Consider the following 26,037-nt stretch of genomic DNA (forward strand, 5'->3'; position numbering starts at 1 on the left):
AATGGGCATCGATCTTCCCCTGATCTGGGCGGTGATCATCAGCTTCGGCGTGATGATGTACGTGGTGATGGACGGCTTCGACCTGGGCATCGGCATGCTCTATCCGTTCTTCAAGGACGCCCGCGACCGCGACGTGATGATGAACACCGTGGCGCCGGTCTGGGACGGCAACGAAACCTGGCTGGTGCTCGGCGGCGCCGGGCTATTCGCGGCCTTCCCGCTGGCCTATGCGGTGGTCCTCTCGGCGCTCTACTTGCCCCTGGTGTTCATGCTGATCGGCCTGGTGTTCCGCGGCGTGGCCTTCGAGTTCCGCTTCAAGGCCCGCGAGAACCGGCGGCATATCTGGGACAAGGCGTTCATCGGCGGTTCGCTGGCCGCCACCTTCTTCCAGGGGGTGGTCCTCGGCGCCTTCATCAAGGGCATCCCGGTCGTCGACGGCCGCTTCGCCGGCGCTGCGCTCGACTGGTTGGCGCCCTTCCCGCTGTTCTGCGGCCTGGGCCTGGTCGTCGCCTACAGCCTGCTTGGCTGTACCTGGCTGATCATGAAGACCGAAGGTCCCCTGCAGCGACGCATGTACACTCTGGCCAGGCCGCTGGCCCTGGCGCTGCTGGCGGTGATCGGCATCCTCAGCCTGTGGACGCCGCTGGCCCACGAGGCCATCGCCCGGCGCTGGTTCAGCTTACCCAACCTGATCTGGTTCTTGCCGGTGCCGCTGCTGGTGCTGCTGAGCATCCGGGCCCTGCTGCGTTCGGTGGCGAACGGCAATCAGGTACGGCCCTTCCTGCTCACCCTGGCGCTGGTCTTCCTCGGCTATAGCGGCCTGATCATCAGCCTGTGGCCGAACATCATCCCGCCCTCGATCAGCCTCCGCGATGCCGCCGCGCCGCCGCAGAGCCAAGGCTTCGTGCTGGTCGGCGCACTGCTGATCATCCCCGTCATCCTCGGCTACACCGCTTGGAGCTACTACGTGTTCCGCGGCAAGGTACGGCACGGCGAAGGCTATCACTGACAGTCGCGGGTAGCAGGCAAAGCGAAACGGCTTTGTCTTCTCGCCATGCCACAATCTCGCCGGAGAACGACCGAAACAACTTTTGCACACCGGGTCATTCCATCCGGCCTGCGCCGCGGTCGCTCTTTCGAAAATTACCGGTCACGCGCCTGAGTGCCTGTCCTGCATAATGCGGAAGTCAACTTCCGGCAACTTTCCCGAACAGGCGCTCTACAACTTTCGGCAACTCTTCGCCAATAAAATAACCGTGCAATCGAGAGGACATTGACGGCCATTCGTCGGCATAGGGAAACCTTGGTGGTCATCCGCCATCGAAACTAGCAACTGTTTCCCGAGCAGGTATTTTCCGGCTGCCAGACTTCGTATGCACACAAGCGGAACTTCTTCCGCATGGCGGCCGGCCCCGACAAGCGCACCTTCTGCTCCGGAGAATGGTTGTGGCCACGGATGGGCCGTGTTGAGTGGGAGATGGGCCATGCGTAAAACCGAAAGCGGTCCGGGCGTCAGCCGGGCTGGCAGGAAAGGAAGTTCCGTATCTTATGGACACGAGTTCTATCAGCAACTGGGCCATAGGGGTGGCCCGCAGGATGGCGCGCACATACGTGACGCCATACATAAAAAAAGAGCGAAGGAAATTCCCAGGAAGTCGCTGAACCAAGAGGTGAGGTCATGGCTAACGAAGAAAAAGGTTCGATCAGTGTAAGCGAGGCCGGTCGCAAAGGCGGCGAGGCGCGCAAAGAACAACTCGGCCCGAAGGGTTATTCCGAACTCGGCCATAAAGGTGGGCAACGCGTTCGTGAACTCGTCCAGGAAGGAAAAAAAGCCAGAGGCGAAAACGAAAAATAGGCGGTAAATACACGAACGGCACACCAACGGAACTGGATCGGTTGGACAGGGAGCGGTAGACAACCAGGCCCTGTATGCAAATCCGAAACAATCAGGAGAGCATTATCATGGCAACTTCACGTCAAGGCGGCTCTGGTTCCGGTCAAGGCAAAGACAAAGACAAAGGCTCCATGAGCGTACGGGAGGCCGGCCAGAAAGGCGGCGAGATCCGTAAGGAGCAGCTCGGCCCGGAAGGCTACTCCGAACTCGGCCACAAGGGCGGCGAGGCCCGCAAGGAGCAGCTCGGCCCGGAAGGCTACTCCGAACTCGGCCATAAGGGTGGCGAGGCCCGCAAGGAGCAGCTCGGCCCGGAAGGCTACTCCGAACTCGGCAAGAAGGGCGGCGAGGCCCGCAAGGAGCAACTCGGCCCGGAAGGCTACTCCGAACTCGGCCACAAGGGCGGCCAGCGGGTCCGCGAACTGATCGAGGAAGGCAAGCGCGCCGAAGGCCAGCAGGGCAGCCAGGGCGGCAAACAGGAAAACCGCGGGCAGTCCCGGCAGGAAGATCAGGATAAGGGCAGCCGCAAGCGCTAGGTAACCGCCCATCTTGACAAGGGCTCGAAAGGGGGAATACTCCCCCCCTTTCGAATCGCGAACCGAAAACAGGGTCACGGCATGTGGGGCGATCGCTTCGGCATGTCGCCGACCGGCAACGGACGCCAGGAAATGCGCAGAACGAGAAGGAACGCGAAAGAAGCGCTCGACCCCTATCGCAAAAAAACCATCGGAACGCTGCCGTCCGTTCCTGATTCCGCTATGTCGCGGGCAGACTTCGCGACAACGAAGCCCGCAACATCATCGCGCGGGCTGCCGGAACCTTCCCTGCGACGCGACCGGTCATGGCGTGATATCCGATGATCAATCCCCGCTTCGAATACCGGGTCTTCCTGTTTTTGCTGGTGCTGATCTCGGTGGCCTTCGTCTGGATCATCCTGCCCTTCTACGGCGCGATCTTCTGGGCGGCGGTGCTGGCCATTCTCTTCCATCCGCTGCAGATCCGCCTGCTGCGGCACCTCGGCAACCATCCGAATCTGTCGGCCTTGCTAACCCTGATCGTCTGCGTGGTAGTCGCCGTCCTGCCCATCACCATCGTGTCCACGCTGCTGATCCAGGAAGGCGCCACCCTCTACAACGAGATCGAGGCGGGTCAGATCGACTTCGCCGGCATGCTCGAGGGTCTCAAAACGCAGCTTCCAGAGCCGCTGCAGGCACAGATATCCCGCTTCGGTCTGGACAGCCGCTACGACCTGCGCGACCGGATTGCCAACATCGCCATGCAGGGCAGCCAGCTCCTGGCCACCAAAGCCTTCAACATCGGCCACAACACCTTTCAGTTCATCCTCGGCTTTTTCGTGATGCTCTACCTGCTGTTCTTCTTTCTCCGCGACGGCACCGCGCTGGTCGCCCGGATCAGGCAAGCCATACCCCTCAGCGAAATGAAGAAGTCCCGCCTGTTCCAGCGCATCACCGGCATGGTGCAGGCCACCATCAAGGGCAGCCTCGTCGTCGCGGTCATCCAGGGCAGCCTGGGCGGCGTCATATTTGCCTTGCTGGGCATTCCCCAGGCATTGCTCTGGGGAGTCGCCATGGCCTTCCTGTCGTTCCTGCCGGCCTTGGGAACGGGACTCGTCTGGGCTCCCGTGGCCGTCTATTTCCTGCTCAGCGGCGCGATCCTCAAGAGCGTGCTGCTCACGGCCTGCGGCATCTTCATCATCGGCCTGGTGGACAACATCGTGAGGCCCATCCTGGTGAGCAAGGACACCCGCCTGCCGGACTACCTGGTCCTGGTGTCGACGCTGGGCGGGCTGGCCCTGTTCGGCCTCAACGGCTTCGTCATCGGCCCGGTGATCGCCGCTCTGTTCGTATCGACCTGGACCCTCTTCCAAACGCACTGAGCAAAACGACGGTTCCCATCGCTTCGTGCAAATTGCATAACCTGACCAGCGCGAATCCCGCACCCTGCAACACAAGCGTTCCCGGCCGACCGGGATATGCCTTTGAAATAACGGACAATATCGGAACTTCCGGGCTTGGCGCGTAGCTTGCTTCAATAAAAAGAGCCGGGCGGTAACACACAACGCACGAAACGACCGAGGAATTGTCAACCATGAGACACGGCAAGATCCATTCTGCTCTACGTAGTAAAAGTCTCTCCGTCGGCATTATCTTGAGCCTGGCCCTGGGAGCGGCCATATATAATGGAAACGATCTTCCTCTTGAGAAAAGTGCCTCGCATCCCGCACAGCAAAGCTCTCTGAGCTTGCCGCCCCTACGCTCCGTGAACGACCATCAAGCCACTGTTCCCAAAGGTATTAGCTACCACACGCTGCTGGTACCCCAACCGCGATGGATCTTTTGAGCCTTCGGATATCTAATGAAGGGCAGTCATCACATCCGCAAGAGAAGGAACATGGCATGTTAACTTGGTCAATCATATTCCTTGTCATCGCCATTATTGCCGGACTACTCGGCTTCGGCGGTATAGCAGGAACCGCTACCGGTATCGCCAAAATACTTTTCGCGCTCTTTCTGATCCTCTTCGTAGTTTCCTTGTTATTCGGTCGTACCGGTTAAGCCGCTCCTTCGCAGATAGCCATTTCACTTCGCAATATATAAAGGCGGCCCTGCCGGAAAGAAAGGCAGCGGCCGTCTTTTCAATTCATCTTTCACTATCCGCTTTTTCATCGCCTGCTTCCGGCGGAAACAATCCGGCGAAGTCGTTCCATGGCTGTTGCCTCGCCGCCATGGAGAAGGCGCCGCCTGGCGGCGGTGATCGCCCCGCGGGAGAATGCCCCGCTCCAAACCATTGATACCATATAGCCATTAAAGGCCTATAGCCAGCATGTCAATCCCATTGCTGCCGGCAGGATTTTCCTTTCCTTCGAAAAGCTCTCGAAATCTGGAGCAGTATTAGTCGACTGACATTGAGTGATATCAATTAGACATCCAATAGCCATCTTTTGACATCAAAAAGCTATCCAATTGATATCAAAAAGACACCAAGCAAACGGCAAAAACAAAAGATTTCACCTATTCCACACTGGCCAAGGGATGGCCAGGGAACTTCTCACAAGCTCCAGCACTCTGTATGGGGCGAGAGGGACGCGTGCTGGCAAACTGCCGAAAGGCTGCTGCCGCGGTGCAAGGCCAGGGAACTATTTCGGAAAAAGTATTTCTTAGGTCTGCAACTATTCGAGCTCGCAATCGTAATCCATGGAAGGACCATACGAGCCGGGAACCAATCACTACGATGAATTGGATGCTGTAATGGCAAAAAGATAGCAACCCGCGAAAGCGGGCGGTCCATGACGAACTGAACATGGACCGCTTGAGCAATTATAAAGCATCCCTTGCAACCAGCCTTTTAACGCCATCTCGTTTGGCGCGACATTTTATTGACTATAATTCGGCCTGCAAATTTCCCTTGAAGGCCGCCGGCAATGTGACGACCAAGGGTTTTAGTCGTCGACTTTTCGTTAATAAGGACGAGGTGAACGCAATGCGTATCAGCATTTTCGGACTGGGCTATGTAGGTGCAGTATGCGCCGGCTGTCTTTCGGGACGTGGGCACGAAGTGGTCGGCGTGGATATTTCCGCCGCTAAGATCGACATGATCAATCAGGGCAAATCCCCCATCGTCGAGCCGGGACTGGGAGAATTGCTAGCCGAGGGCGTGAAGACCGGCCGTCTGCGCGGCACCACCAACGTGACCGAAGCGGTCCTCGCCACCGAGCTCTCCATGCTCTGCGTCGGCACGCCGAGCAAGCTGAACGGTGACCTGGAACTCGACTACATCGAGGAAGTTTGCCGCCAGATGGGTTCCGCTCTGCGCGACAAGACCGAACGCCACACTGTGGTGGTGCGCAGTACCGTGCTACCGGGCACCGTGCACAACGTGGTCATTCCGATTCTCGAGGATTTCTCCGGCAAGAAGGCCGGCGTCGACTTCGGTGTGGCGGTCAACCCCGAGTTCCTGCGCGAGAGCACCGCGATCAAGGACTACAACTTCCCGCCGATGACCGTGATCGGTGAGCTGGACAAGGCCTCGGGCGACGCCCTAGCGTCCATCTACGCCGAGCTCGACGCCCCGATCGTCCGCAAGGACATCGCCGTCGCCGAGATGATCAAGTACACCTGCAACGTCTGGCACGCGACCAAAGTCACCTTCGCCAACGAGATCGGCAACATCGCCAAGGCCGCCGGCGTCGATGGCCGCGAGGTGATGGAAGTGGTCTGCATGGACAACAAGCTCAACCTGTCCCAGTACTACATGCGCCCCGGCTTCGCCTTCGGCGGTTCCTGCCTGCCCAAGGACGTCAGCGCTCTCAGCTACCGTGCCCACGTGTGGGACATCGAGGCGCCGCTGATCAGCTCGCTGATGCGCAGCAACGCCGCCCAGGTGCAGAAAGCCTACAACATGATCGAAAAGCACGGCTCGCGCAAAGTCGCCCTGCTCGGCCTGAGCTTCAAGGCCGGCACCGACGACCTGCGCGAAAGCCCCCAGCTCGAGCTGGCCGAGATGCTGATCGGCAAGGGCTTCAAGCTGAGCATCTTCGACAGCAACGTCGAGTACGCCCGTGACCACGGCGCCAACGGCCACTACATCAAGAACGAGATCCCCCACGTCTCCGCCCTGTTGCAGTCCGATCTGGACAAGGTCGTCGCGGAAGCCGACATCATCGTTCTCGGCAACGCCGATCCGCGTTTCGAGAAGCTGGCCAAGGACGTACCGGCCGGCAAGAAGATCATCGACCTGGTCGGCTTCATGCCTCAGCGCACCGCTGGTGCCGCAGAAGGCATCTGCTGGTAATCCGCTGCCGTCCGCCCCTTCGGGGGCGGACTCTGGAAGGGCGTAGAACAAGGACGACAACGTAGAACAAGGACGACAACAGTGCCGCCCGAACCGGCTCGCGAATACAGACGACGGACTCAAGAAGAATTATGGACAGGCTTAAGCATGCCCTTGGAGAGGCCACCGGCTGGCTACTCTTCCTCAGTTTCCTGATGCTGCTGGCGCTCGCCCTGCCGCCGCAGGTGTTCGATTCGGAATCCAAGCATTTCATCATGCTGATAGGCCTGATCGGCGTGTGGCGCTATTCCATGGGAATCATCCATTTCCTGCGCGGCATGCTATTCCTCTACGTGGTCTACCCCTACTACCGGCGCAAGGTGGAAAAACTGGGCAAGGACGCCGATCCTTCCCATGTGTTTCTCATGGTCACCAGCTTTCGCATCGACGCCCTGACCACCGGCAAGGTCTACGGCTCGGTGATCAAGGAGGCGATCAACTGCGGTTACCCGACCACAGTGGTCTGCTCGATCGTGGAAATGTCCGACGAGCTGTTGATCAAGAGCCTTTGGGAAAAACTTGGTCCGCCGGACCGGGTGAAGTTGGACTTCGTGCGCATCGCCGGCACCGGCAAGCGCGACGGACTGGCCAACGGTTTCCGCGCCATCTCCCGCCATATGCCCGATGAAGACGCGGTGGTCGCGGTGATCGACGGCGATACCGTGTTGAACGAAGGCGTGGTCCGTAAGACGGTTCCCTATTTCAAGATATTCCCCAACATGGGTGGCCTGACCACCAACGAATTCTGCGAAGTGCTGGGCGGCTACATCATGAGCGAGTGGCACAAGCTGCGCTTCGCCCAGCGCCATATCAACATGTGTTCCATGGCGCTGTCCCACCGCGTGCTGACCCTCACCGGGCGGATGTCGGTGTTCCGCGCCGCAGTGGTCACCGACCCCGAATTCATCGTCGACGTCGAGAACGACAACCTCGACCATTGGCGCCTCGGCCGCTTCAAATTCCTCACCGGAGACGACAAGTCCAGTTGGTTCAGCCTGATGCGCCTGGGCTACGACACCTTCTACGTGCCCGATGCCTCGATCCACACGGTCGAGCACCCGCCGGAGAAGCGCTTCGTCAAGGCCAGCCGCAAGCTGATGTTCCGCTGGTACGGCAACAACCTACGGCAGAACTCCCGCGCCCTGAAGCTCGGCGTGCAGCGCCTCGGCTGGTTCACCTCGGTGGTTCTGTTCGACCAGCGCGTATCCATGTGGACCAGCCTGCTCGGCCTGACCGTGGCGATCATCGGTTCCATTAAATACAGCATCGCCATTTTTATCGCTTATCTGCTGTGGGTCTGCTCCACCCGTCTGGTTTTGACCCTGCTGTTGTCTCTTTCCGGACACCCGATCGGACCGGCCTACCCGCTGATCCTCTACTACAACCAGATCGTCGGCGCCGTGGTGAAGATCCATGTGTTCTTCCGCCTCGACCAGCAATCCTGGACGCGCCAGGACACCAAGCTCAACCGTGAACTCGCCAGCTTCCAGAGCTGGTTCAACAACTGGTCGTCAAAGGCCATGACCTTTTCAGCGACCAGCATCTTCGTCGCTGTGCTGATGCTGTCGGTCTGACCGGGACTGAATGATCGAGAAGGAAGACATGTAACCATGAATACCGCGACCCTTAATGTAAACGTGGTCCACGAGTCGGAAGCGCAACGCCAACACGCGCGCGTCAAGCTGCCCGGCAAGATCCGCTTCCTCGGCCCCAACCGGGAAACCATCGAGCAGCGTCTGATCGACATCTCCGCCGGCGGCTTCAGCTTCGCCAGCGGCAAGCCGGTCACCCAGCAGGGTGCCCTCCACCGCGGCAAGCTGCTGTTCCAACTGGACAGCCTGGGCCTGGCTATGGACGTGGAGTTCCAGGTGCGCAACCTCGATCCGGAAAGCGGCCGCACCGGCTGCCAGTTCCACAATCTGGGCGCACGCGAGATCTCCACCCTGCGCCAGATGATCACCTCGCACCTGAGCGGCGAGCTGGTCACCGTCGGCGATGTGATCTGCACCCTGCAGCGCGACAATTTCACCAAGGCGCGCAAGGGCAAGGGCCTGGCCCAGCAGACGATGTTCGAACGCCTGCGCGCGGTCAGCTTCAGCCTGGCGATCTTCATCGTCGGCCTCTGCGCCTTCGGCCTGATCCTCAAGCAGCTCTACGACCTCTACTTCGTCACCCATGCCGAGTCGGGCATGGTCAGCGTGCCCAGCATGGAAGTGACCATGCCCCGCGAAGGTACGGTGCAGAGCCTGGTCGGCCCGGACGGCTTGGTCGCCAACGGTGCGCCGATCGCCAGCTTCTCCGCCTCCATGCTGGAAATGCTCAAGGGTCACCTGAGCGAGGAGCAGCTCAACCCGGCCAACGTCGAGAAGCTGTTCACCCGGCAGATGAAGGGCACCCTGACCAGCCCGTGCGATTGCAAGGTGGTTGCCCAGCGCGTGGCCGACGGCCAGTTCGCCTCCAAGGGCCAGGTGATCTTCGAGCTGCTGCCGCGCGACGCCGCCGCCACCGTCGAGGCCCGTTTCCGCTACCACGACTTCGCCAAGGTCAAGCCGGGCACCCAGGTCACTTTCAGCGTTCCCGGCGAGGATCAGCCGCGCCACGGCCGGATCGTCAGCACCGCCCTGCAGAGCGAAGAATTATCCGGCGATATCCGCGTGCTCATCCAACCCGAACAGCCTCTGGACAGCGCCCTGGCCGGCCAGCCGGTGGAAGTGGTCATCGACCGCGGCCCCTCCTACGACTGGCTGATTGACAAGGCCATGACCGCCGGACTCTGAGAGGACACCTCAGGTGAACCTGACCAAGCCCCTGCTGCTCTCGGCGCTGGCCGGCCTGACCGCCTGCGCCAACCTCGACTTGCCCGACCAGCGTCTGGCGAAGGAAGCCCTGCAACGCGGCGACACCCAGACCGCCGAGCGGCATTTCCGCCAACTCGCCGACATGGGCTTCACCGAAGCCCAGCTCGGCCTGGCCGACATGCAGTTGGCCAGCGGTGATCCCGAGCAGCTACGCAAGGCGGAACAGACTTACCGCATGGCGCTGGACGCCTCGCCGCGGGCCAAGGCCCGCCTGGGCAAGCTGCTGGCCTACAAGCTGACCAGCAGTGAGGCGGAAAAGCGCGAAGCTGCCCAGTTGCTCAGCGATGCCTTCGCCGCCGGCGAGGATGGCGTGCTGCTGCCCCTGGCGATGCTTTACTTGAAGAACCCGCAGACGTTCCCCGACGTCAGCCTGCAGCAACGCATCGATCAGTGGCGCGCCGCCGGACATCCCCAGGCGGACATCGCGCAGATCGTGGTCTACCGCACCCAGGGCACTTACGACCAGCACCTGGACGACATTGAGCGGATCTGCCAACAGCGCCTCGCCGAGCACAGCGACTGCTACGTCGAACTGGCCACCGTCTATCTCAAACGCGACCAGGCCGACCGCCTGCAAGCGCTGGTGCAACAGCTCATGGCCGCTCATCGCGCGGGCGGAGTGTCGGCGCAACTGGTAACGGAAGTCGCCAGCGTGCTCTCCAACCCGCTGCTCGGCCAGTCGGACGAAAAGACCGCCCAGACCATGCTCGAGGAAATCGCCCCGACCTACCCCGCCGCCTGGGTCGGTCTGGCCCGTCTGATCTACGACTTTCCCGGTACCGGCGACACCGACCAGATGCTCGGCTACCTCGAACGTGGCCGTGCCGCCGCCCAGCCGCAAGCCGATCTGCTGCTCGGTCGACTCTACTACGAAGGCAAGCTGCTTCCACAGGACCCGTTCAAGGCCGAGGAACATTTCATCAAGGCCCGCGCCACGGAAAACAGCGCCCACTACTACCTGGGCCAGATCTATCGCCGCGGCTTCCTCGGCGAGGTCTACCCGCAGAAGGCCGTCGACAGCCTGCTGACCGCCGCCCGCGGCGGCCAGGTGAGCGCCGACTACGCCCTCGCGCAACTGTACTCCCAGGGTCGCGGCATCCGCATCGACCTGGCCAACGCCTACGTTTTCGCACGCCTCGCCGTTTTGCAAGGCCGCCCCGATTCCGAGCCCTTGCTTCAGGAAATAGAGGCTAATCTCGCTCCTGCAGAACGTACTCGGGGTGAACAGATGCTGCACGCGGAACAGCAAGCTCGTTACGGCGTGTGGCAGACCTCGACGCAGCTGCAAGCCATGCAAAATCAATAGGAAGCATTATGAGTAGGAAGCAACGCATAAGCGCGGGACTGGGCCTGGGAGCCAGTCTGCTCTGCTGCAATCCACTGTTAGCGGGTCCCGTAGGTCCCGATCGCAATTTCGGTATGGAGGTCAAGGTCACCGCTCAGTCGGAAGACGACCGTGACCTGGACACCCGCAGCGGCGGCGACGCCGAGGGTATCGCCCTCGACCTGCGGCCCTGGGTCTACGGCCAGCGCGGCAACTGGGGAGCCATGGTGATGCTCCAGGCGGTCGCGGCCACCGACATCATCGAAACCGACCCCACCGATCCCAACGAAGAGCCGGGCGGCGATCCCGCGAACGGGTTCAGCCGCGACAGCAGCCGCGACCCGGACAAGAGCTACCTCGCCTTGCGCGAGTTCTGGATCGACTACGCCGGCCTCACCCCCTACCCCGGTGAGCACTTGCGCCTCGGCCGGCAGCGCGTGCGCAGTCTGACCAACGAAGGTACGTGGTGGGACATCCACATCGAGTCGCTGAACTGGACCATGGACACCAGCCTGCTGCGTGCCCAGGCCGGCGTCGCCGAACGCTTCGACGAATACCGTACCGACCTGGACAACCTGAGCGCTGAAGACAAGGACCGCACCCACGTCTTCGGCGGCCTCGACTACCAGTGGCGGCAAGGTCACTGGGCCGGCTTCAAGGTGCACCACACCAGCGACGACGGCGACTTGCCGGACAGCCGGATGGATGTCTACGAAGATCGCCAGAGCAAGTCCTACACCGGCGACCTGACCTGGCTGAGCGTGCACCTGGACGGCGACTTCTTCAATCCTCGCTCGACCCTGCCGATCAACTACTGGGGCGAATTCACCTGGCTGACCGGCGAGATGGACAGGAGCCACTTCGCCAGCGACGGCAGCGCCGACCACTACAAGGACGTGGATGTCGACGCCTGGGCTGTGGACCTCGGCCTGCGCTGGAACATCAGCGATCGCTGGAACGTCGGCGCGGCCTACGCCCGCGGCAGCGGTGGCGAGGGCGACGACGAGTCCGAACAGTTCATGCAGACCGGCCTGCAGAGCAACCGCTCCACCTTCACCGGCCTGCAGACACGCATCCACCGCTTCGGCGAAGCCTTCCGCGGCGAACTGACCAACCTGCAGGTGGGCACCCTGTTCACCTCCTGGAAGCCCAGAGAAGACCTCGAGACCAGCCTGATCTATCACAAGTTCTGGCGCGTCGACGATGACGAGGATCTCGGCCAGAACGGCATCAGCCCGATCGAGAAGGATGGCAAGCCCGCGCTCAAGGCCGGTGAGAAGGACCTCGGCCAGGAAGTCGACCTGATCATCACCCGCTACTTCAACCAGGGTATGTTGCCGGCCAACTGGGGTGGCGAGCTGGACGAGCAGTCCGCACTGATCCGCCTGCGCAGCGGCTTGTTCTTCCCGAGCAACGCCTATGCCAGCAAGGGCGACAGCAAAATGCACCGTGTCTTCGTCGACATGATCTGGCGCTTCTAAGGTCCAGCAGTACGCTGAGAGGATCGAACATGAATGTGCAAAGAAAACTTGCATCCACCCAGCTAAAACCCGTCTTGCTCGGCGTGCTGCTGGCTACCAGCGCCTGGAGCCAGGCCGCCCCGCCGGAGCAGGCGGGGCAGTCCACGCTCCCCACCCTGAATTCAAAGCAGTACAGCGTCACCAGTGCCTCGATCGAAGCCCTGAAGCTGGACCCGCCCAAGCTGCCGGATCTCTCCGGCTATACCCACGCGGCGGTGGAAGCCAAGATCCAGCGCAAGCCGGGCGGACGCATCGTGGTAAGACGCATGCTGCAGCAAGTCGCCCTGAAGGACTTCATCGGCGGCAGCGGACGTCTGCGCGAGTGGATCGTCCGCCAAGGCGGGATGCCTAACGCGATCTTCATAGAAGGCGGCTATGTCGAGCTGAGTCAGTTGGCTAAGCAGTTGCCGGCCAACCAGTTCGCCGAGACAGCGCCGGGCGTCTACGTGGCGCGAGTGCCGATCGTCGTCGCCCTCGGCGCGACCCTGCACATCGGCAAGAACGTCAAGGAGTTGCGCCTCTCCGAGGAGCGCGGCGCCTTCCTGGTTAACGACGGCAAGCTGTTCATCACCGACACCAAGCTGGTCGGCTGGAGCGAGAAGAACAACGCTCCGTCCGCCTACCGCGACCCGGAAAGCTTCCGGCCCTTCCTGGTGTCCTGGGGCGGCACCGAGACCTACATCTCGCGCAGCACCGTCGCCAGCCTGGGCTACAACACCAGTAAGGCTTACGGCGTGAGCATCACCCAGTACACCCCGGAAATGCACAAGCGCCTCAAGCGCTCGCGTCCGACCGGCTGGCTGATCGACTCGGTATTCGAGGACATCTACTACGGCTTCTACTGCTACGAAGCCGACGACGTGGTGCTCAAGGGTAATACCTATCGCGACAACATCATCTACGGCATCGACCCCCACGACCGCTCGGAACGCCTGATCATCGCCGAGAACCACGTCTACGGGACGAAGAAGAAGCACGGCATCATCGTCTCGCGGGAGGTCAACCACAGTTGGATCATCAACAACCGCACCCACGACAACAAGCTGTCGGGCATCGTCCTCGACCGTAACAGCGAACACAACCTGGTCGCCTACAACGAGGTGTACCAGAACCACTCCGACGGCATCACCCTCTACGAGAGCTCGAACAACCTGATCTGGGGCAACCGGCTCATCAACAACGCGCGCCACGGCATCCGCATGCGCAACAGCGTGAACATCCGAATCTACGAGAACCTATCCGTCGCCAACCAGTTGACCGGTATCTACGGCCACATCAAGGACCTCAGCAAGACCGACCGCGACTTCAAGCTCGACCCCTTCGACACCAAGGTGTCGATGATCGTGGTCGGCGGCCAGTTGACCGGCAACGGCTCGTCGCCGATCTCCGTGGACTCGCCGCTGAGCCTCGAACTCTACCGCGTGGAGATGCTCGCCCCGACCAAGAGTTCCGGCCTCACCTTCACCGGCATCCTCGAGGACAGACAAGAAGAGATCCTCGATCTGCTGGTGCGCCGCCAGAAGGCCGTGCTGATCGACCCCATCGTCGATCCCACCCAGGCCGAGCTGTAGAACCGATGAGACTGCGCAACATGAAGACCCACAACAGCAAATGGATTGGACCCGCCGCGCTGGCCGCGGCGATCGCCCTGGCCGCCGCCGGGGTGCGTGCCGAAGAAACCCCCACCGGGCTGCCCGTCTACCGCGCCGAGTCTTGCTGCGACCTGTGCCCGGCCGCCGCGGACCCCAACAACTACACCAGCAACTACATGAAGGGCTTCGTCACCCTGGTGCAGGGCAACGAGAGCGACTGGCTGTTCCGTACCAACGAAGACCTGCGCACCGAGTTCGGCACCACCCCCGAGGGTTACCGCCAGCTCAAGGCATTGCGCGACGCCTTCAAGAGCCGCGGCGTCGAGCTAGTGATCGTCTACCAGCCGACCCGCGGCATGGTGCAACGCAACAAACTGCGGCCAGCCGACTACGCCCGCTTCGACTACGACAAGGCAGTGAGGAACTTCCGGGCGACCCTGAAGCATTTCGAGCAACTCGGCTACTGGGTGCCCGACCTGACCCCGCTGACCGACGAAAAGGTCGAGCCGGCCTTCTACTTCCGCGGCGACCACCACTGGACCTCCTACGGCGCCGAACGCAGTGCGCGGATCGTCGCCGAGACCTTGAAGAAGATCCCCGCCTTCGCGGACATCCCGCGCAAGGAGTTCGTCACCAAGAAAATGGGCCGCATGGGCAAGCGCGGCACCCACCACCGGGTCGCCGGCCAGTTGTGCAACACCACTTACGCCTTCGAGCACAGCGATCAGTTCTTCACCGAGCCCAAGGGTGAAGGCGGCGGCGACCTGTTCGGCGACAGCAGCCTGCCGCAGATCACCCTGGTCGGTACCAGCCACAGCGGCACCAACTACAACTTCGCCGGCTTCCTCTCCGAATACATGGGTGCCGAAATCCTCAACGTCGCCTTCCCTGGCAGCGGCCTAGAAGGCTCGATGCTCGAATACCTGGCCAGCGACGAATTTCAGAAGAATCCGCCGAAGATCCTCATCTGGGAATTCTCGCCGCTCTACAACCTGGCCGAAGACAAGTTCTACCGCCAGGCGCTGTCCATGCTCGGCAATGCCTGCGAAGGCGAAAAAACTCTGCTCGCCGGCAAGGCTACCCTGCGCCCCGGCGAAGCCAGCAAGGAAGTGCTGATCAACGGCGCCGGCCGACTGGTCGAGGCCATCAACTCCCGCCATCAGGTGGACATCCGCTTCAGCGACCCCTCGGTGAAGAAGCTGGAAGGCACCATCTGGTACATGACCGGCCGTCGCGAGAAGTTCCAGTTCGACAAGCCGGTCACCACCGAAACCAACGGCCGTTTCGCCTTCAACATGCGCGACGAGACCGACTGGGGCGGACTCAACTTCTTCGCCATGGAAATCCAACCGCCGGAGGGGCTCAAGGAGCCCGTCGAGGTCGAGGTGCGCCTCTGCAAGCGCCACGACTATCACGCTCCGGCCAACCTGACCGCCCGTAGCGGCAACTGAGGCCTACCATGCACAAGACCAGACTCGCCCTTTCCTGCCTGATCGGCAGCCTGCTGTTGGGCGGCACCGTTCACGCCGCCGAAGCCCTGGTTCCGCCCAAGGGCTATTACGCGCCGGTGGATATCCGCAAAGGCGAGGCGCCAGCCTGTCCGGTGGTGCCCGAACCCTTCACCGGGGAACTGGTCTTTCGCAGCAAGTACGAAGGTTCGGACGCGGCCCGGTCGACCCTCAACGAGGAAGCGGAAAAGGCCTTCCGCACCAAGACCGCGCCGATCACCCAGATCGAGCGCGGCGTCAGCCGGATGGTCATGCGCTACATGGAGAAGGGCCGCGCCGGCGACCTGGAGTGCGCCCTGGCCTGGTTGGACGCCTGGGCCGAAGACGGCGCCCTGCTCACTACCGAGTACAACCACACGGGCAAATCCATGCGCAAGTGGGCCCTCGGCAGCCTGGCCGGCGCCTACCTGCGCCTGAAATTCTCCAGCTCGCAGCCGCTGGCGGCCTATCCGGAACAGGCGCAGCGCATCGAGAACTGGTTCGCCAAGGTGGGCGACCAAGTGGTCAAGGACTGGAGCGACCTGCCCCTCAAGCGGATTAACAACCACTCCTACTGGGCGGCCTGGGCGACCATGGCCGCCGGCGTGGCGACCAACCGCCGGCCCCTGTTCGACTGGGCGGTCGAGCAGTTCCACATCGCCGCCGGGCAGATCGATCCGAATGGCTTCCTGCCCAACGAACTCAAGCGCCGCCAACGTGCGCTGGCTTACCACAACTACAGCTTGCCGCCCCTGATGATGGTCGCCGCCTTTGCCCTGGCCAACGGTGTCGACCTGCGCGGCGACAACGATGGCGCCCTGGGCCGCCTGGCCAGCAACGTGCTAGCCGGCATCGAGAAGCCCGAACCGTTCGCCGAACGGGCCGGCGACGAGGATCAGGACATGGAGGATCTGGAAACCGACGCCAAGTTCTCCTGGCTGGAACCCTACTGCGCGCTCTACTCCTGCTCACCCGCCCTACGGGAAAGGAAGGCCGAGATGGGTCCGTTCAAGAATTTCCGCCTGGGTGGCGATGTGACCCGGATCTTCGATCCGGCCGAGAAGTCGCCTAGATCGACCGTCGGCAAGCGCGACTAGCTCGGCCCCGACGTCACCCCAGCAGCCGGCAGTCTGTCCGTCGCCGGCCGCCACGCCCTTCTTCCGGGCAGGCGGAATGCCCCGTAATGCGCAACAGACGCAGCCGGGAACGGACCTCTTCGGGGAGCTCCCGGGGGAGAGGCCGGGCTCAGAGAAGAGCCTGAAATATTGGTGCTAGAAGCGAGACACGGGTAATGGTGTTTTCATCCAACGTCTTCCTGTTTTTATTCCTGCCGCTGTTCCTCGGGTTGTACTACCTGAGCCCAGCGCGCTACCGCAACCTGTTGCTGCTGACCGCCAGCTATATCTTCTATGCCTGGTGGCGCATCGACTTCCTTGGACTGTTCGCCGCCGTCACCGTCTTCAACTACTGGATCGGCTTGCGCATCGGCGCCGCCGGTGTACGCACCCAGTCCGCGCAACGCTGGCTGACGCTCGGCGTGGTGGTCGACCTCTGTGTACTCGGCTACTTCAAGTACGCGAACTTCGGCGTGGACAGTCTGAACGCGATCATCGCCTCGTTCGGCATGGAACCCTTCGTGGTCACCCATATCCTGCTGCCGATCGGCATCTCCTTCTACGTCTTCGAATCCATCAGTTACATCATAGACGTTTATCGCGGAGATACCCCGGCGACCCGCAATCTGGTCGACTTCGCTGCCTTCGTGGCGATCTTCCCGCACCTGATCGCCGGTCCGGTGCTGCGCTTCCGCGACCTGGTCGACCAGTTCAACCATCGCACCCACACGCTGGACAAGTTTGCCGAAGGCTGCACCCGCTTCATGCAGGGCTTCATCAAGAAGGTGTTCATCGCCGACAGCCTGGCGCCGATCGCCGACCACTGCTTCGCCCTCAGCGATCCGACCACCGGCGATGCCTGGCTCGGCGCCCTGGCCTACACCGCCCAGCTTTACTTCGACTTCTCCGGCTACAGCGATATGGCCATCGGCCTCGGCCTGATGATCGGCTTCCGCTTCATGGAGAACTTCAACCAGCCCTACATCAGCCAGTCGATCACCGAATTTTGGCGCCGCTGGCACATCAGCCTGTCCACCTGGCTGCGCGACTACCTGTACATCAGCTTGGGCGGCAACCGCGGCACTACCTTCCAGACCTACCGCAACCTGATCCTCACCATGCTGCTCGGCGGCCTGTGGCACGGCGCCAACTGGACCTTCATTATCTGGGGCGCCTGGCACGGTACCTGGCTGGCGATCGAGCGTGCCTTGCGCATCGACGCCGCGCCGAAGACCATTCGCCCGCTGCGCTGGGCCTTCGCCTTCCTGCTGGTGATGATCGGCTGGGTGATCTTCCGCGCCGAGAACCTCGACGTCGCCTGGCGCATGTACGCCGCCATGTTCAGCTTCGGCGACTGGACCCTGTCCGACCTGAACAAGGCACAACTGACCAGCCTGCAGATCGCTACCCTGCTGCTCGCCTACGTAGTGATCGCGGTGTACGGCATTCGCCAGTTCTACGCCCAACCGCTCACCGGCGCGCCCAAGGCCAAGGCGAACGATCAGGCCGACGCGCCCCAGGGCATCGTCCATGCGTCGAACGGCACCCTGGCCTATTCGCAGGCCATCGATATACCGGCGCTGGCGACCCGCGTCGCGGTGCTCCTGCTATTCGCCGCCTCGGTGCTCAAGCTTTCGGCGCAGAGCTTCTCGCCTTTCCTCTACTTCCAGTTTTAAAGAGGGACCGCCATGAATAGAACAACCAACTTGGTCTACGCCGGGACCTTCGCCGGCACCCTACTGGCGCTCAGCCTGTGGTCGCTGAAAGGCGTTGCCGGCTTCTCCACCGCCGATAACACCCCGGTGCTCAACGGCAAGCTGGCCCTGGCCTTCGAAAAACATTACGACGAGGAATTTCCGATCAAGAAGCTCGGCACCAACCTCTGGGCGGCGCTGGACTACACGCTGTTCGGCGAAGGCCGTCCCGGTGTGGTGATCGGAGCCAACCAGTGGCTGTTCAGCGACGAGGAGTTCAAGCCCACCGCCACCGCCTCGCAGAACATCACGGATAACCAGGCGCTAATCCAGGGCGTGCGTGAAACCCTGGCACGGAACAACGTGCAACTGGTGATGGCGATCCTGCCGGCCAAGGCACGCCTGTACCCGGAGAACTTCGGCGAGCAGCATCCCGCGCCCCTGCACGAGCAGCTCTACCAGAACTTCCGCCGGATCGTGGCCGATGCCGACATCCAGGCACCCGACCTGCTCGGCCCGCTACAGCAGGCCAAGGCCCAGGGCCAGGTGTTCCTGCGCACCGACACCCACTGGACGCCCTACGGCGCCCAGGTGGTCGCCGGCCAGTTGGCCACGGCGATCAAACCGATCGGCGTGCTTCCGGAAAGCGGCAACGTCTACGTCACCGAAACCCTGCCGGGCGGGCCGCACAAGGGCGACCTGACCAATTTCCTGCCGCTCGATCCGCTGTTCGAGGAACTGCTGCCGCCGCCGGATCAACTGGTCAAGCACAACACTCGCCAGCAGGAAGAAAGCGCCCCTGCCGGGGACGACCTGTTCGCCGAAACCCAGGTGCCGGTAGCCCTGGTCGGCACCAGCTACAGCGCCGACGAGCGTTGGAACTTCGCCGGCGCGCTGCGCCAGGCGCTCGGCAGCGACCTGGTGAACTTCGCCGAGAACGGCCGCGGACCGCTCCTGCCGATGCTCAAGTTCCTGCAGAGCGAGGACTTCAAGAAATCCCCGCCGCGTCTGGTGATCTGGGAATTCCCCGAGCGTTACCTGCCGATCGCCTACGACCTGAGCGAGTTCGACGCCGACTGGATCGCCCAGCTCAAGGCCGCCGGACGCCAGGACAAGCAACTGGCCGACAATACCTCTACCAACCAAGGCGCGCGCCACTGAACACCCCTCTATCGATTCGCAAAGGAGTACCAGCAATGATCCGACTGCACCGCAAGCACCGCATCGCCCTCGGCTTTGGCCTCGGCCTCCTGCTCGGTTTCGGCGGCACCACCGTCCAGGCTGCCGGCGACGCGGCGCTCTACGAAGCCGTGGCGCCCAAGGGCTCGGCCTTCGTGCGTCTCTACAACGCCAGCAATCAGGAAGTCAGCGCCAACGTCGGCAGCATCAACCTGGAAGACGTTTCGCCGCTGTCCAGCAGCGATTTCGAATACTTGCCAGCCGGCCAGTACAGTGCCCGCATCGGCTCCCAGAACCTGCCTGTAAGCCTGTCGGCCGAGCACTACTACACTCTGGTTACTCAATCCGGAGCTGCGCCTCTGCTGGTCGAAGAGCCGGCCTTCAAGAGCAAGCAGAAAGCTCTGCTGCGGGTACAGAATCTCTCCGACAAGCCGCTGACCCTGAAAACGGCCGACGGCAAGACGGAAGTGGTGAAAAGCGTGGAACCCAAAGGCCGGGGCGATCGCGAAATCAACCCGGTGAAAGCCAACCTGGCGCTGTTCGACGGCGATCGCAAGGTCGCCGACCTCAAGCCGATCAGCCTCGCCCGTGGCGACGTTGTCTGCCTGTATGTGACGGGCACTGCGAACCAGCTCAATCCCGTGTGGGTCAAACCGCCAGTGAAGGAGTGAGTTGCTCGTCACGCAGTACACGCAAGACCAGTGCGGAACACTTGTAGGGACCCAGCAATAAACGGCAGTACCCTTAATATCAAAGGAGAACGACACATGATTCCCGTGATCTTGTCAGGCGGCAGCGGCTCGCGTCTTTGGCCTCTTTCCCGCAAACAATATCCCAAGCAGTTCCTCGCCTTGACCAGCGAGCGGACGCTTTTCCAGCAGACCCTGCAGCGCCTGAACTTCGAAGGCATGCAAAGCCCCATCGTCGTCTGCAACCAGGAGCACCGCTTCATCGTCAAGGAACAGCTCGAGGCCATCGGCCTGAGCATCCAGGGGCTGCTGCTCGAACCCTTCGGTCGCAATACCGCGCCGGCCATCGCGCTGACCGCCATAAAGCAACTCGCCGAAGGCCGCGACGAACTGCTGCTGATCCTCCCGGCCGACCACGTGATAGCCGACCAGCAGGCCTTCCAGCAGGCCCTCAAATCGGCCGCCCAGGCCGCGGAGATGGGTGAACTGGTACTGTTCGGCATTCCCGCGCACAGCCCGGAAACCGGCTACGGCTACATCAAGTGCGATCTCGCCGTGCAGAGCACCCTGCCCGAGGGCGCCAACCGCGTCCTGCAGTTCGTCGAAAAACCGGATCTCGCCCGTGCGCGCGAATTCGTCGAGTCCGGCAACTACTTCTGGAACAGCGGCGTCTTCCTGTTCCGCGCCAGCCGCTTCCTCGAGGAACTGAAGGAGCACGACCCGGACATCTACGACAACTGCCTGCTGACCCTGGAGCGCAGCGAACAACACGACAATGAGCTGAAGATCGATCCGGCCACCTTCGCCTGCTGCCCGGACAACTCCATCGACTACGCGGTGATGGAGAAGACCCACCACGCCTGCGCCGTGCCGCTGTGCGCCGGCTGGAGCGACGTCGGTTGCTGGGCTTCGATCTGGGAAGTGCACGACAAGGACGAGAACGGCAACGTGGTCAAGGGCGACGTGATCCTCCACGATACCCGCGACAGCCTGGTGCACAGCAACGACAAGCTGGTCACCGTGATCGGCCTGGACAACGTGGTGGTAGTGGAGACCAAGGACGCCACCATGGTGGTGCACAAGGACCGCGTGCAGGACGTCAAGAAGCTGGTCAAGATCCTCGACGACCAAGGCCGCAAGGAAAGCCTGAACCACTCCCAGGTCTACCGTCCCTGGGGTGCCTACGACTCGGTGGATATGGGCAGCCGCTTCCAGGTCAAACGCATCACTGTCAAGCCGGGCGCCAGCCTCTCGCTGCAGAAACACCACCACCGTGCCGAACACTGGATCGTGGTATCCGGAACCGCTCAGGTGACCTGCGACGAGAAGACCTTCGTGCTCACCGAGAACCAGTCCACCTACATCCCGGTCGCCGCTGTGCACCGTCTTGCCAACCCCGGCAAGATCCCGCTGGAAATCATCGAAGTGCAATCTGGTAGCTATCTGGGCGAAGACGACATCGAACGGCTCGAAGACATCTACGGCCGTACCGAAGACGTCCAGAGCCGCTCCGTGGCCGGATGACCGCAGCGCGCTCCGGACGCTACCCCGGCGTCCGGACCTCTGCCGCCGCCGGGCAATCCGGCGGCAGGCGTGCCTTGCGCCTGATCGCCCCGCGCCGGGGAGCCCTGTATCCAGGAATTCCCCGTCGGCTGGACTCCTCCGTAGAATGCGACGGCATCCTGCTCCGAGGCCGTCCAATGATCCCCCTCGTTTGCCCATGCTGATCGGTGTCCTGCTTCTGCTCGTCTGGCTGGGCCTGCTGCTGCGCTATCCCGACAAGGTCGCGACGGTTTCCCTGGCCGCCGCGTTCGGCGTGGCGCTGATCGCCGCCGGCACCCTGTGGCAGGAGCAGCGCACCGCACAGCACCTCGCGCAACTGGAACTGTGGCTACGCCATGCTCCCGACGAATGCCCCGCCGACCGCCCGCTGGCCGTGCACCTGCACAACGGCAGCCGGCTACCGCTGCTGGAGCTGCGCTGGCAGGTCAGCGCCCGTGCTCCAAGCGATAGCGTCGAATTGAACGAGGACCGTTACGACATGCCGCACTACAGCGCTTCCGATCCCCTCCAGCCGGGAGGCGACTGGCACACCTGCCTGCCCCTGCCACCACTGCGCCACGGCTATCGGGCACAGAGCCTGGAATTTCACGCCGAACGCCTGGACGGCCGTTTCGCCGACTGAACCGCCGCCGCCTCCCGAACGGCCGGGGCAATCGCATGAAATGCCCACCGGATACCGGACTGAAAAGATTGTGTGTCGGAGCGCTCGAGCCCGGCTTCCCCTTTCGAAGCCTCATGCGATTGCCCTGCCAAATGGCCGACAAGGCTGCCCGAAGCGCGTCGCTGTGAGAGAATCGGCGGTTTCCATCGATTTCCCAGTACCCATGAACAATCTCCTCCCTCCCCCGCAGCATCCGCCACGGCAGGGTCGCTGATGCAGCCCGATTTCCTTCGGATGCGCCTGGAAGACTGGCGCGATCAGTTCGACCCCAGCACCCTGCAGCGCGGCCAGGATTACGCCAGCCAGGGACGCTGCACCCTGCTGCAGGTCGCCCCGGACGAAATCAACGCCAGTTGCCGAGGCTCGGTGACCCGCCGCTACCGGCAGCACATCCACCTGCAGTCGCGGGCCGATGGCTGGCGCATCGACGGCCGTTGCAGTTGTCCGGTGGGACACAACTGCAAGCATGTGGTGGCGGCCCTGTTCACCCTGCAGCGCCAGTCGCCGCCCGCCGAGCCGAAGGCGGTATTGCCCGAGCGGCGGATCGACGACCTCGAGCCAGCCCCCCAATTGACTTTGGGCAGCCATGTACGACTGCACTACGACACCCGCAAGGGGCGCATGGTGGAACAGCTCCAGCATCGCGCGGCGCTGGCCTTCCGCTATGGAGATCAATTGGCCTTCGGCAAGCCGGCGAAGGATCTGCTGGTACCCGGTGCCACGGAAATCCTGCGTATCCGCCGTCATTCCGAGAGCGAGGCGCGCCATCGGCGGACGCTCGCCGCACAGGGCTTTCACATCGCCCTACGCAAGAGTGAGGCCCTGCCAGAAACGGTTGGCGAACTTTTCGAACTGCTCGACGACGAAAGCTGGCTGCACTGGGTGCGCCACGATCTGCCACGGCTGCGCGAACAGGGTTGGCATATCGAGATGCGCCCGGACTTCCACTACAACCTGCTGGATATCGACGACTGGTATCTGCACCTGGAGCCGGCCGCCGGGCAGGACTGGTTCGATCTGGAAATGGGTATCGAGGTGCAGGGCCAGCGCCTCAGCCTGCTGCCGATCCTGCTCCACGCCATCCGCCACAGTCCCTGGCTGCTGACCCCGGAAGCTCTGGCCCGGCGCGCCGACGACGAAATGCTGCTGGTGCCGGTGTCACGCACGCCGGGCATCACCCAGCGCGTCGCCCTGCCCTTCGGCCGCCTCCGGCCGCTTCTGGCCAGTCTCGGCGAATTGTTCTTCCAGAGGCCTGACGAAGCCCCGCAGCGCCTGCGTCTGGCGCGTCCCGACGCGGCCCGGCTGGCCGCCCTCGAGGCGGAACTACCGCTGCATTGGCAAGGCGGCGAGACGCTGCGCGACTTCGCCCGTCGCCTGCGCGACTTGCCACAACAGCCGATCGTTGCTCCCGCCGGCCTGCGCGCCGAGCTGCGCCCTTATCAGTCGCAGGGCTTGGCCTGGCTGCAGGCGCTGCGTGAACTGCGGGTCGGCGGCGTGCTGGCCGACGATATGGGCCTGGGCAAGACCCTGCAGACCCTGGCGCACATCCTGCTGGAGAAGGAAGCCGGGCGTCTGAACGCGCCGGCGCTGATCGTCATGCCCACCAGCCTGATCCCCAACTGGCAGGACGAGGCCGCGCGCTTCGCCCCCGGCCTGCGCGTGCTCGCCCTGCACGGGCCCAGGCGCAGCACCCTGTTCGGAGAAATGGGCGCCGCCGACCTGCTGCTGACCAGCTACGCCCTGCTCTCCCGCGACCTCAAGGCCCTGGCCCGCCAGTCCTATCACCTCTTGATTCTCGACGAGGCGCAGAACATTAAGAACCCGCGCAGCAAGGCCGCCCAGGCGGCGCGGGAACTGGACGCCCGGCACCGCCTGTGCCTGACCGGAACCCCTATGGAAAACCACCTGGGCGAACTCTGGTCGCTGTTCCACCTGCTGATGCCCGGCTGGCTCGGAGATCAGCAGGCCTTCAAGCGGGATTATCGTCTGCCCATCGAGAAGCACGGCGACCTCGCCCGTCTGGCCCATCTCAAGGCGCGGGTGCGTCCCTTCCTGCTACGCCGGACCAAGGAACAGGTGGCCCCCGAATTGCCGCCCAAGAGCGAGATCACCCAGTACCTGGACCTGAGCGAAGCGCAGCGCGACCGCTACGAGACCCTGCGCCTGGCGATGGACAGCAAGATCCGCGTGGAGATCGAGCGCCAGGGTCTGGCGCGCAGCCAGTTGTTGATCCTCGAGGCCTTGCTACGCCTGCGCCAAGTGTGCTGCGACCTGCGCCTGCTCGAGGATGAGGCGGTGGCTGGCTGCCAGGCCGCCGACTCGGCCAAGCTGAGCGCGCTGCTGCCGATGCTCGAGGAATTGTCCGCCGAGGGCCGGCGCGTGCTGCTGTTCTCCCAGTTCACCGGCATGCTCCAACTGATCGCCATGGAATTGGACGCGCGCAAGATCCCCTACGTCCAGTTGACCGGCGCCACCCGCGACCGGCGGACTCCGGTGGAAAAATTCCAGGCGGGCCGGGTGCCGGTTTTCCTGATCAGCCTGAAGGCAGGCGGCGCCGGGCTGAACCTGACCGCCGCCGACACCGTGATCCATTTCGACCCCTGGTGGAACCCGGCCGCCGAAGCCCAGGCCAGCGACCGTGCCTACCGCATCGGCCAGGACAAGCCGGTGTTCGTCTACCGGCTGATCGCCCGCGGCAGCGTCGAGGAAAAGATCCAGCACTTGCAGAAGGCCAAGGCCGAACTGGCCCATGGCCTCTTGGAGGGCGCCATCCAGGGCGAATGGCGCATGGAAGAGGAAGATATCGCCGCGCTGTTCGCGCCGTTGGAATGAGGGTCCGCGGCATCGCCGCGAAGGGGCACCGGCGTGCATCCCTGCACGCCCATCCCGCCATCCGGACGGAGCAAACTCCGGTCTGGCGCGACCCGATCAATCGGTCGCGGTGGTAGTCTTTTCCTTCGACATCATGAAGCGCTTACGCACGGAGGACGGGCTTTCCGATTGCTCGGACGGGAAGCACGAGGAGGCGTAGCGCACCACCAGGTTCGACAGGGCCAGCAGCAGGATCGCCCCGGACACTATCACCACCCCCCAGGAGGGCGAGTGGTTATGGGAAATGTCGCCGATCATCAGCCGGGTCAGCGCGGTGATCGCCACATAGATGAGGAAACGGATCGGCATGTGGTTGGTCTTGAAGTAGATACCGACCATGGAGCCGAGTTCGAGGTAGATGAACAGCAGGAGGATGTCGTCGATGATGATGTGGCCCTTTTCGACCATGTCGAAGAAGGCATGCACCGCCGCCCAGGCCGTCACGCCGCCGATCGCGAACAGCGCCAGGTAATGGAACCCCTCCACCAGCAGGTTGCCCAGCGACTCGGCCAACCCATGCATCTGCTGCCGCAACTCTTCAGCTTTGTCGATCTTCACTTTACAACCCTCGCGTAAGCGCCCGACGGGGACAGCCCGGCAGGCGGCCTTGAATGAATGCATGTAATATGCATGAAACGGACCAGATACCCCATTGAATCCGTTGGGGAAACATTATCGACAGCTCGGTGCGGAAACGCACTAGCCCATGCTTTGCGAATCGTCGAATCCGACTCAAGCCCAT

The 26,037-nt window shown here is 62.7% G+C and carries 20 protein-coding genes; 19 read left to right on the forward strand and 1 reads right to left on the reverse strand.

All coding sequences use genetic code 11. From position 1 onward, the window contains the following. Nucleotide 1: 1 nt before the first annotated feature. The 19 genes from cydB to ACGI6K_RS17115 all read left to right on the forward strand — a co-directional run bounded on the left by cydB (nucleotide 2) and on the right by ACGI6K_RS17115 (nucleotide 25,256). Nucleotides 2-1,009 carry a cytochrome d ubiquinol oxidase subunit II gene (cydB, locus tag ACGI6K_RS17025; RefSeq protein ID WP_376948189.1) on the forward strand — a complete coding sequence of 336 codons (1,008 nt, stop codon included), beginning with the start codon at nucleotides 2-4 and terminating at the stop codon, nucleotides 1,007-1,009. Between the two features lie 669 nt (nucleotides 1,010-1,678). After that, the gene (locus tag ACGI6K_RS17030; RefSeq protein ID WP_376948188.1) at nucleotides 1,679-1,855 is read left to right on the forward strand and encodes an Em GEA1 (EM1); all 177 of its coding nucleotides are present in this window, start codon (nucleotides 1,679-1,681) and stop codon (nucleotides 1,853-1,855) included. Between the two features lie 170 nt (nucleotides 1,856-2,025). Beyond that, the gene (locus ACGI6K_RS17035; RefSeq protein WP_376948187.1) at nucleotides 2,026-2,427 is read left to right on the forward strand and encodes a KGG domain-containing protein; all 402 of its coding nucleotides are present in this window, start codon (nucleotides 2,026-2,028) and stop codon (nucleotides 2,425-2,427) included. A 320-nt stretch (nucleotides 2,428-2,747) separates the two neighbouring features. Next, the gene (locus ACGI6K_RS17040; RefSeq protein ID WP_376948185.1) at nucleotides 2,748-3,788 is read left to right on the forward strand and encodes an AI-2E family transporter; all 1,041 of its coding nucleotides are present in this window, start codon (nucleotides 2,748-2,750) and stop codon (nucleotides 3,786-3,788) included. A 520-nt stretch (nucleotides 3,789-4,308) separates the two neighbouring features. After that, on the forward strand, nucleotides 4,309-4,467 hold the full coding sequence (locus tag ACGI6K_RS17045) for a DUF1328 domain-containing protein (protein ID WP_376948184.1): 159 nt from the start codon (nucleotides 4,309-4,311) through the stop codon (nucleotides 4,465-4,467). A gap of 925 nt (nucleotides 4,468-5,392) precedes the next feature. After that, nucleotides 5,393-6,703, forward strand: a complete 1,311-nt coding sequence (locus ACGI6K_RS17050; RefSeq protein ID WP_376948183.1) for a nucleotide sugar dehydrogenase — start codon at nucleotides 5,393-5,395, stop codon at nucleotides 6,701-6,703. A 131-nt stretch (nucleotides 6,704-6,834) separates the two neighbouring features. Then, nucleotides 6,835-8,316 carry a mannuronan synthase gene (alg8, locus tag ACGI6K_RS17055; protein WP_376948182.1) on the forward strand — a complete coding sequence of 494 codons (1,482 nt, stop codon included), beginning with the start codon at nucleotides 6,835-6,837 and terminating at the stop codon, nucleotides 8,314-8,316. A 36-nt stretch (nucleotides 8,317-8,352) separates the two neighbouring features. Next, on the forward strand, nucleotides 8,353-9,519 hold the full coding sequence (locus ACGI6K_RS17060; protein WP_376948181.1) for a PilZ domain-containing protein: 1,167 nt from the start codon (nucleotides 8,353-8,355) through the stop codon (nucleotides 9,517-9,519). Nucleotides 9,520-9,532: 13 nt separating this feature from the next. Next, complete coding sequence (locus ACGI6K_RS17065) at nucleotides 9,533-10,906, forward strand: alginate biosynthesis protein AlgK (protein WP_376948180.1); 1,374 nt, start codon at nucleotides 9,533-9,535, stop codon at nucleotides 10,904-10,906. An 8-nt stretch (nucleotides 10,907-10,914) separates the two neighbouring features. Then, entirely contained in the window at nucleotides 10,915-12,405 is a 1,491-nt protein-coding gene (locus ACGI6K_RS17070; RefSeq protein WP_376948179.1) for an alginate export family protein, read from the forward strand. A 29-nt stretch (nucleotides 12,406-12,434) separates the two neighbouring features. Continuing rightward, nucleotides 12,435-14,015, forward strand: a complete 1,581-nt coding sequence (algG, locus tag ACGI6K_RS17075) for a mannuronan 5-epimerase AlgG (protein WP_376948178.1) — start codon at nucleotides 12,435-12,437, stop codon at nucleotides 14,013-14,015. A gap of 20 nt (nucleotides 14,016-14,035) precedes the next feature. Further along, nucleotides 14,036-15,487, forward strand: coding sequence for an alginate O-acetyltransferase AlgX-related protein (locus ACGI6K_RS17080; RefSeq protein WP_376948177.1), 1,452 nt, complete (start codon nucleotides 14,036-14,038; stop codon nucleotides 15,485-15,487). Nucleotides 15,488-15,495: 8 nt separating this feature from the next. Continuing rightward, a complete protein-coding gene (locus ACGI6K_RS17085; protein ID WP_376948176.1) occupies nucleotides 15,496-16,620 on the forward strand; it encodes a mannuronate-specific alginate lyase in 1,125 nt (374 codons plus the stop codon). Between the two features lie 194 nt (nucleotides 16,621-16,814). Next, complete coding sequence (locus tag ACGI6K_RS17090; RefSeq protein WP_376948175.1) at nucleotides 16,815-18,314, forward strand: MBOAT family O-acyltransferase; 1,500 nt, start codon at nucleotides 16,815-16,817, stop codon at nucleotides 18,312-18,314. Nucleotides 18,315-18,326: 12 nt separating this feature from the next. After that, nucleotides 18,327-19,493: an alginate O-acetyltransferase gene (locus ACGI6K_RS17095; protein WP_376948174.1), complete on the forward strand. Its 1,167-nt coding sequence runs from the start codon at nucleotides 18,327-18,329 to the stop codon at nucleotides 19,491-19,493. 35 nt (nucleotides 19,494-19,528) lie between these two features. Continuing rightward, nucleotides 19,529-20,182, forward strand: a complete 654-nt coding sequence (locus ACGI6K_RS17100) for an alginate O-acetyltransferase AlgF (protein ID WP_376948173.1) — start codon at nucleotides 19,529-19,531, stop codon at nucleotides 20,180-20,182. Nucleotides 20,183-20,278: 96 nt separating this feature from the next. Continuing rightward, complete coding sequence (locus ACGI6K_RS17105) at nucleotides 20,279-21,724, forward strand: mannose-1-phosphate guanylyltransferase/mannose-6-phosphate isomerase (protein WP_394542971.1); 1,446 nt, start codon at nucleotides 20,279-20,281, stop codon at nucleotides 21,722-21,724. 196 nt (nucleotides 21,725-21,920) lie between these two features. Beyond that, the gene (locus ACGI6K_RS17110; RefSeq protein WP_377968792.1) at nucleotides 21,921-22,385 is read left to right on the forward strand and encodes a multidrug transporter; all 465 of its coding nucleotides are present in this window, start codon (nucleotides 21,921-21,923) and stop codon (nucleotides 22,383-22,385) included. A gap of 252 nt (nucleotides 22,386-22,637) precedes the next feature. Then, nucleotides 22,638-25,256, forward strand: coding sequence for a DEAD/DEAH box helicase (locus tag ACGI6K_RS17115; protein ID WP_376948171.1), 2,619 nt, complete (start codon nucleotides 22,638-22,640; stop codon nucleotides 25,254-25,256). Between the two features lie 96 nt (nucleotides 25,257-25,352). Here ACGI6K_RS17115 and ACGI6K_RS17120 read toward each other — a convergent pair whose 3' ends face one another. Further along, nucleotides 25,353-25,853 (reverse strand): phosphate-starvation-inducible protein PsiE, encoded by a 501-nt coding sequence (locus tag ACGI6K_RS17120; protein ID WP_376948170.1) that lies wholly within the window; start codon nucleotides 25,851-25,853, stop codon nucleotides 25,353-25,355. Nucleotides 25,854-26,037: the final 184 nt, after the last annotated feature.

The organism is Azorhizophilus paspali, assembly GCF_043587585.2.
In the GTDB taxonomy this organism is placed as follows: Bacteria; Pseudomonadota; Gammaproteobacteria; order Pseudomonadales; family Pseudomonadaceae; genus Azotobacter; species Azotobacter paspali.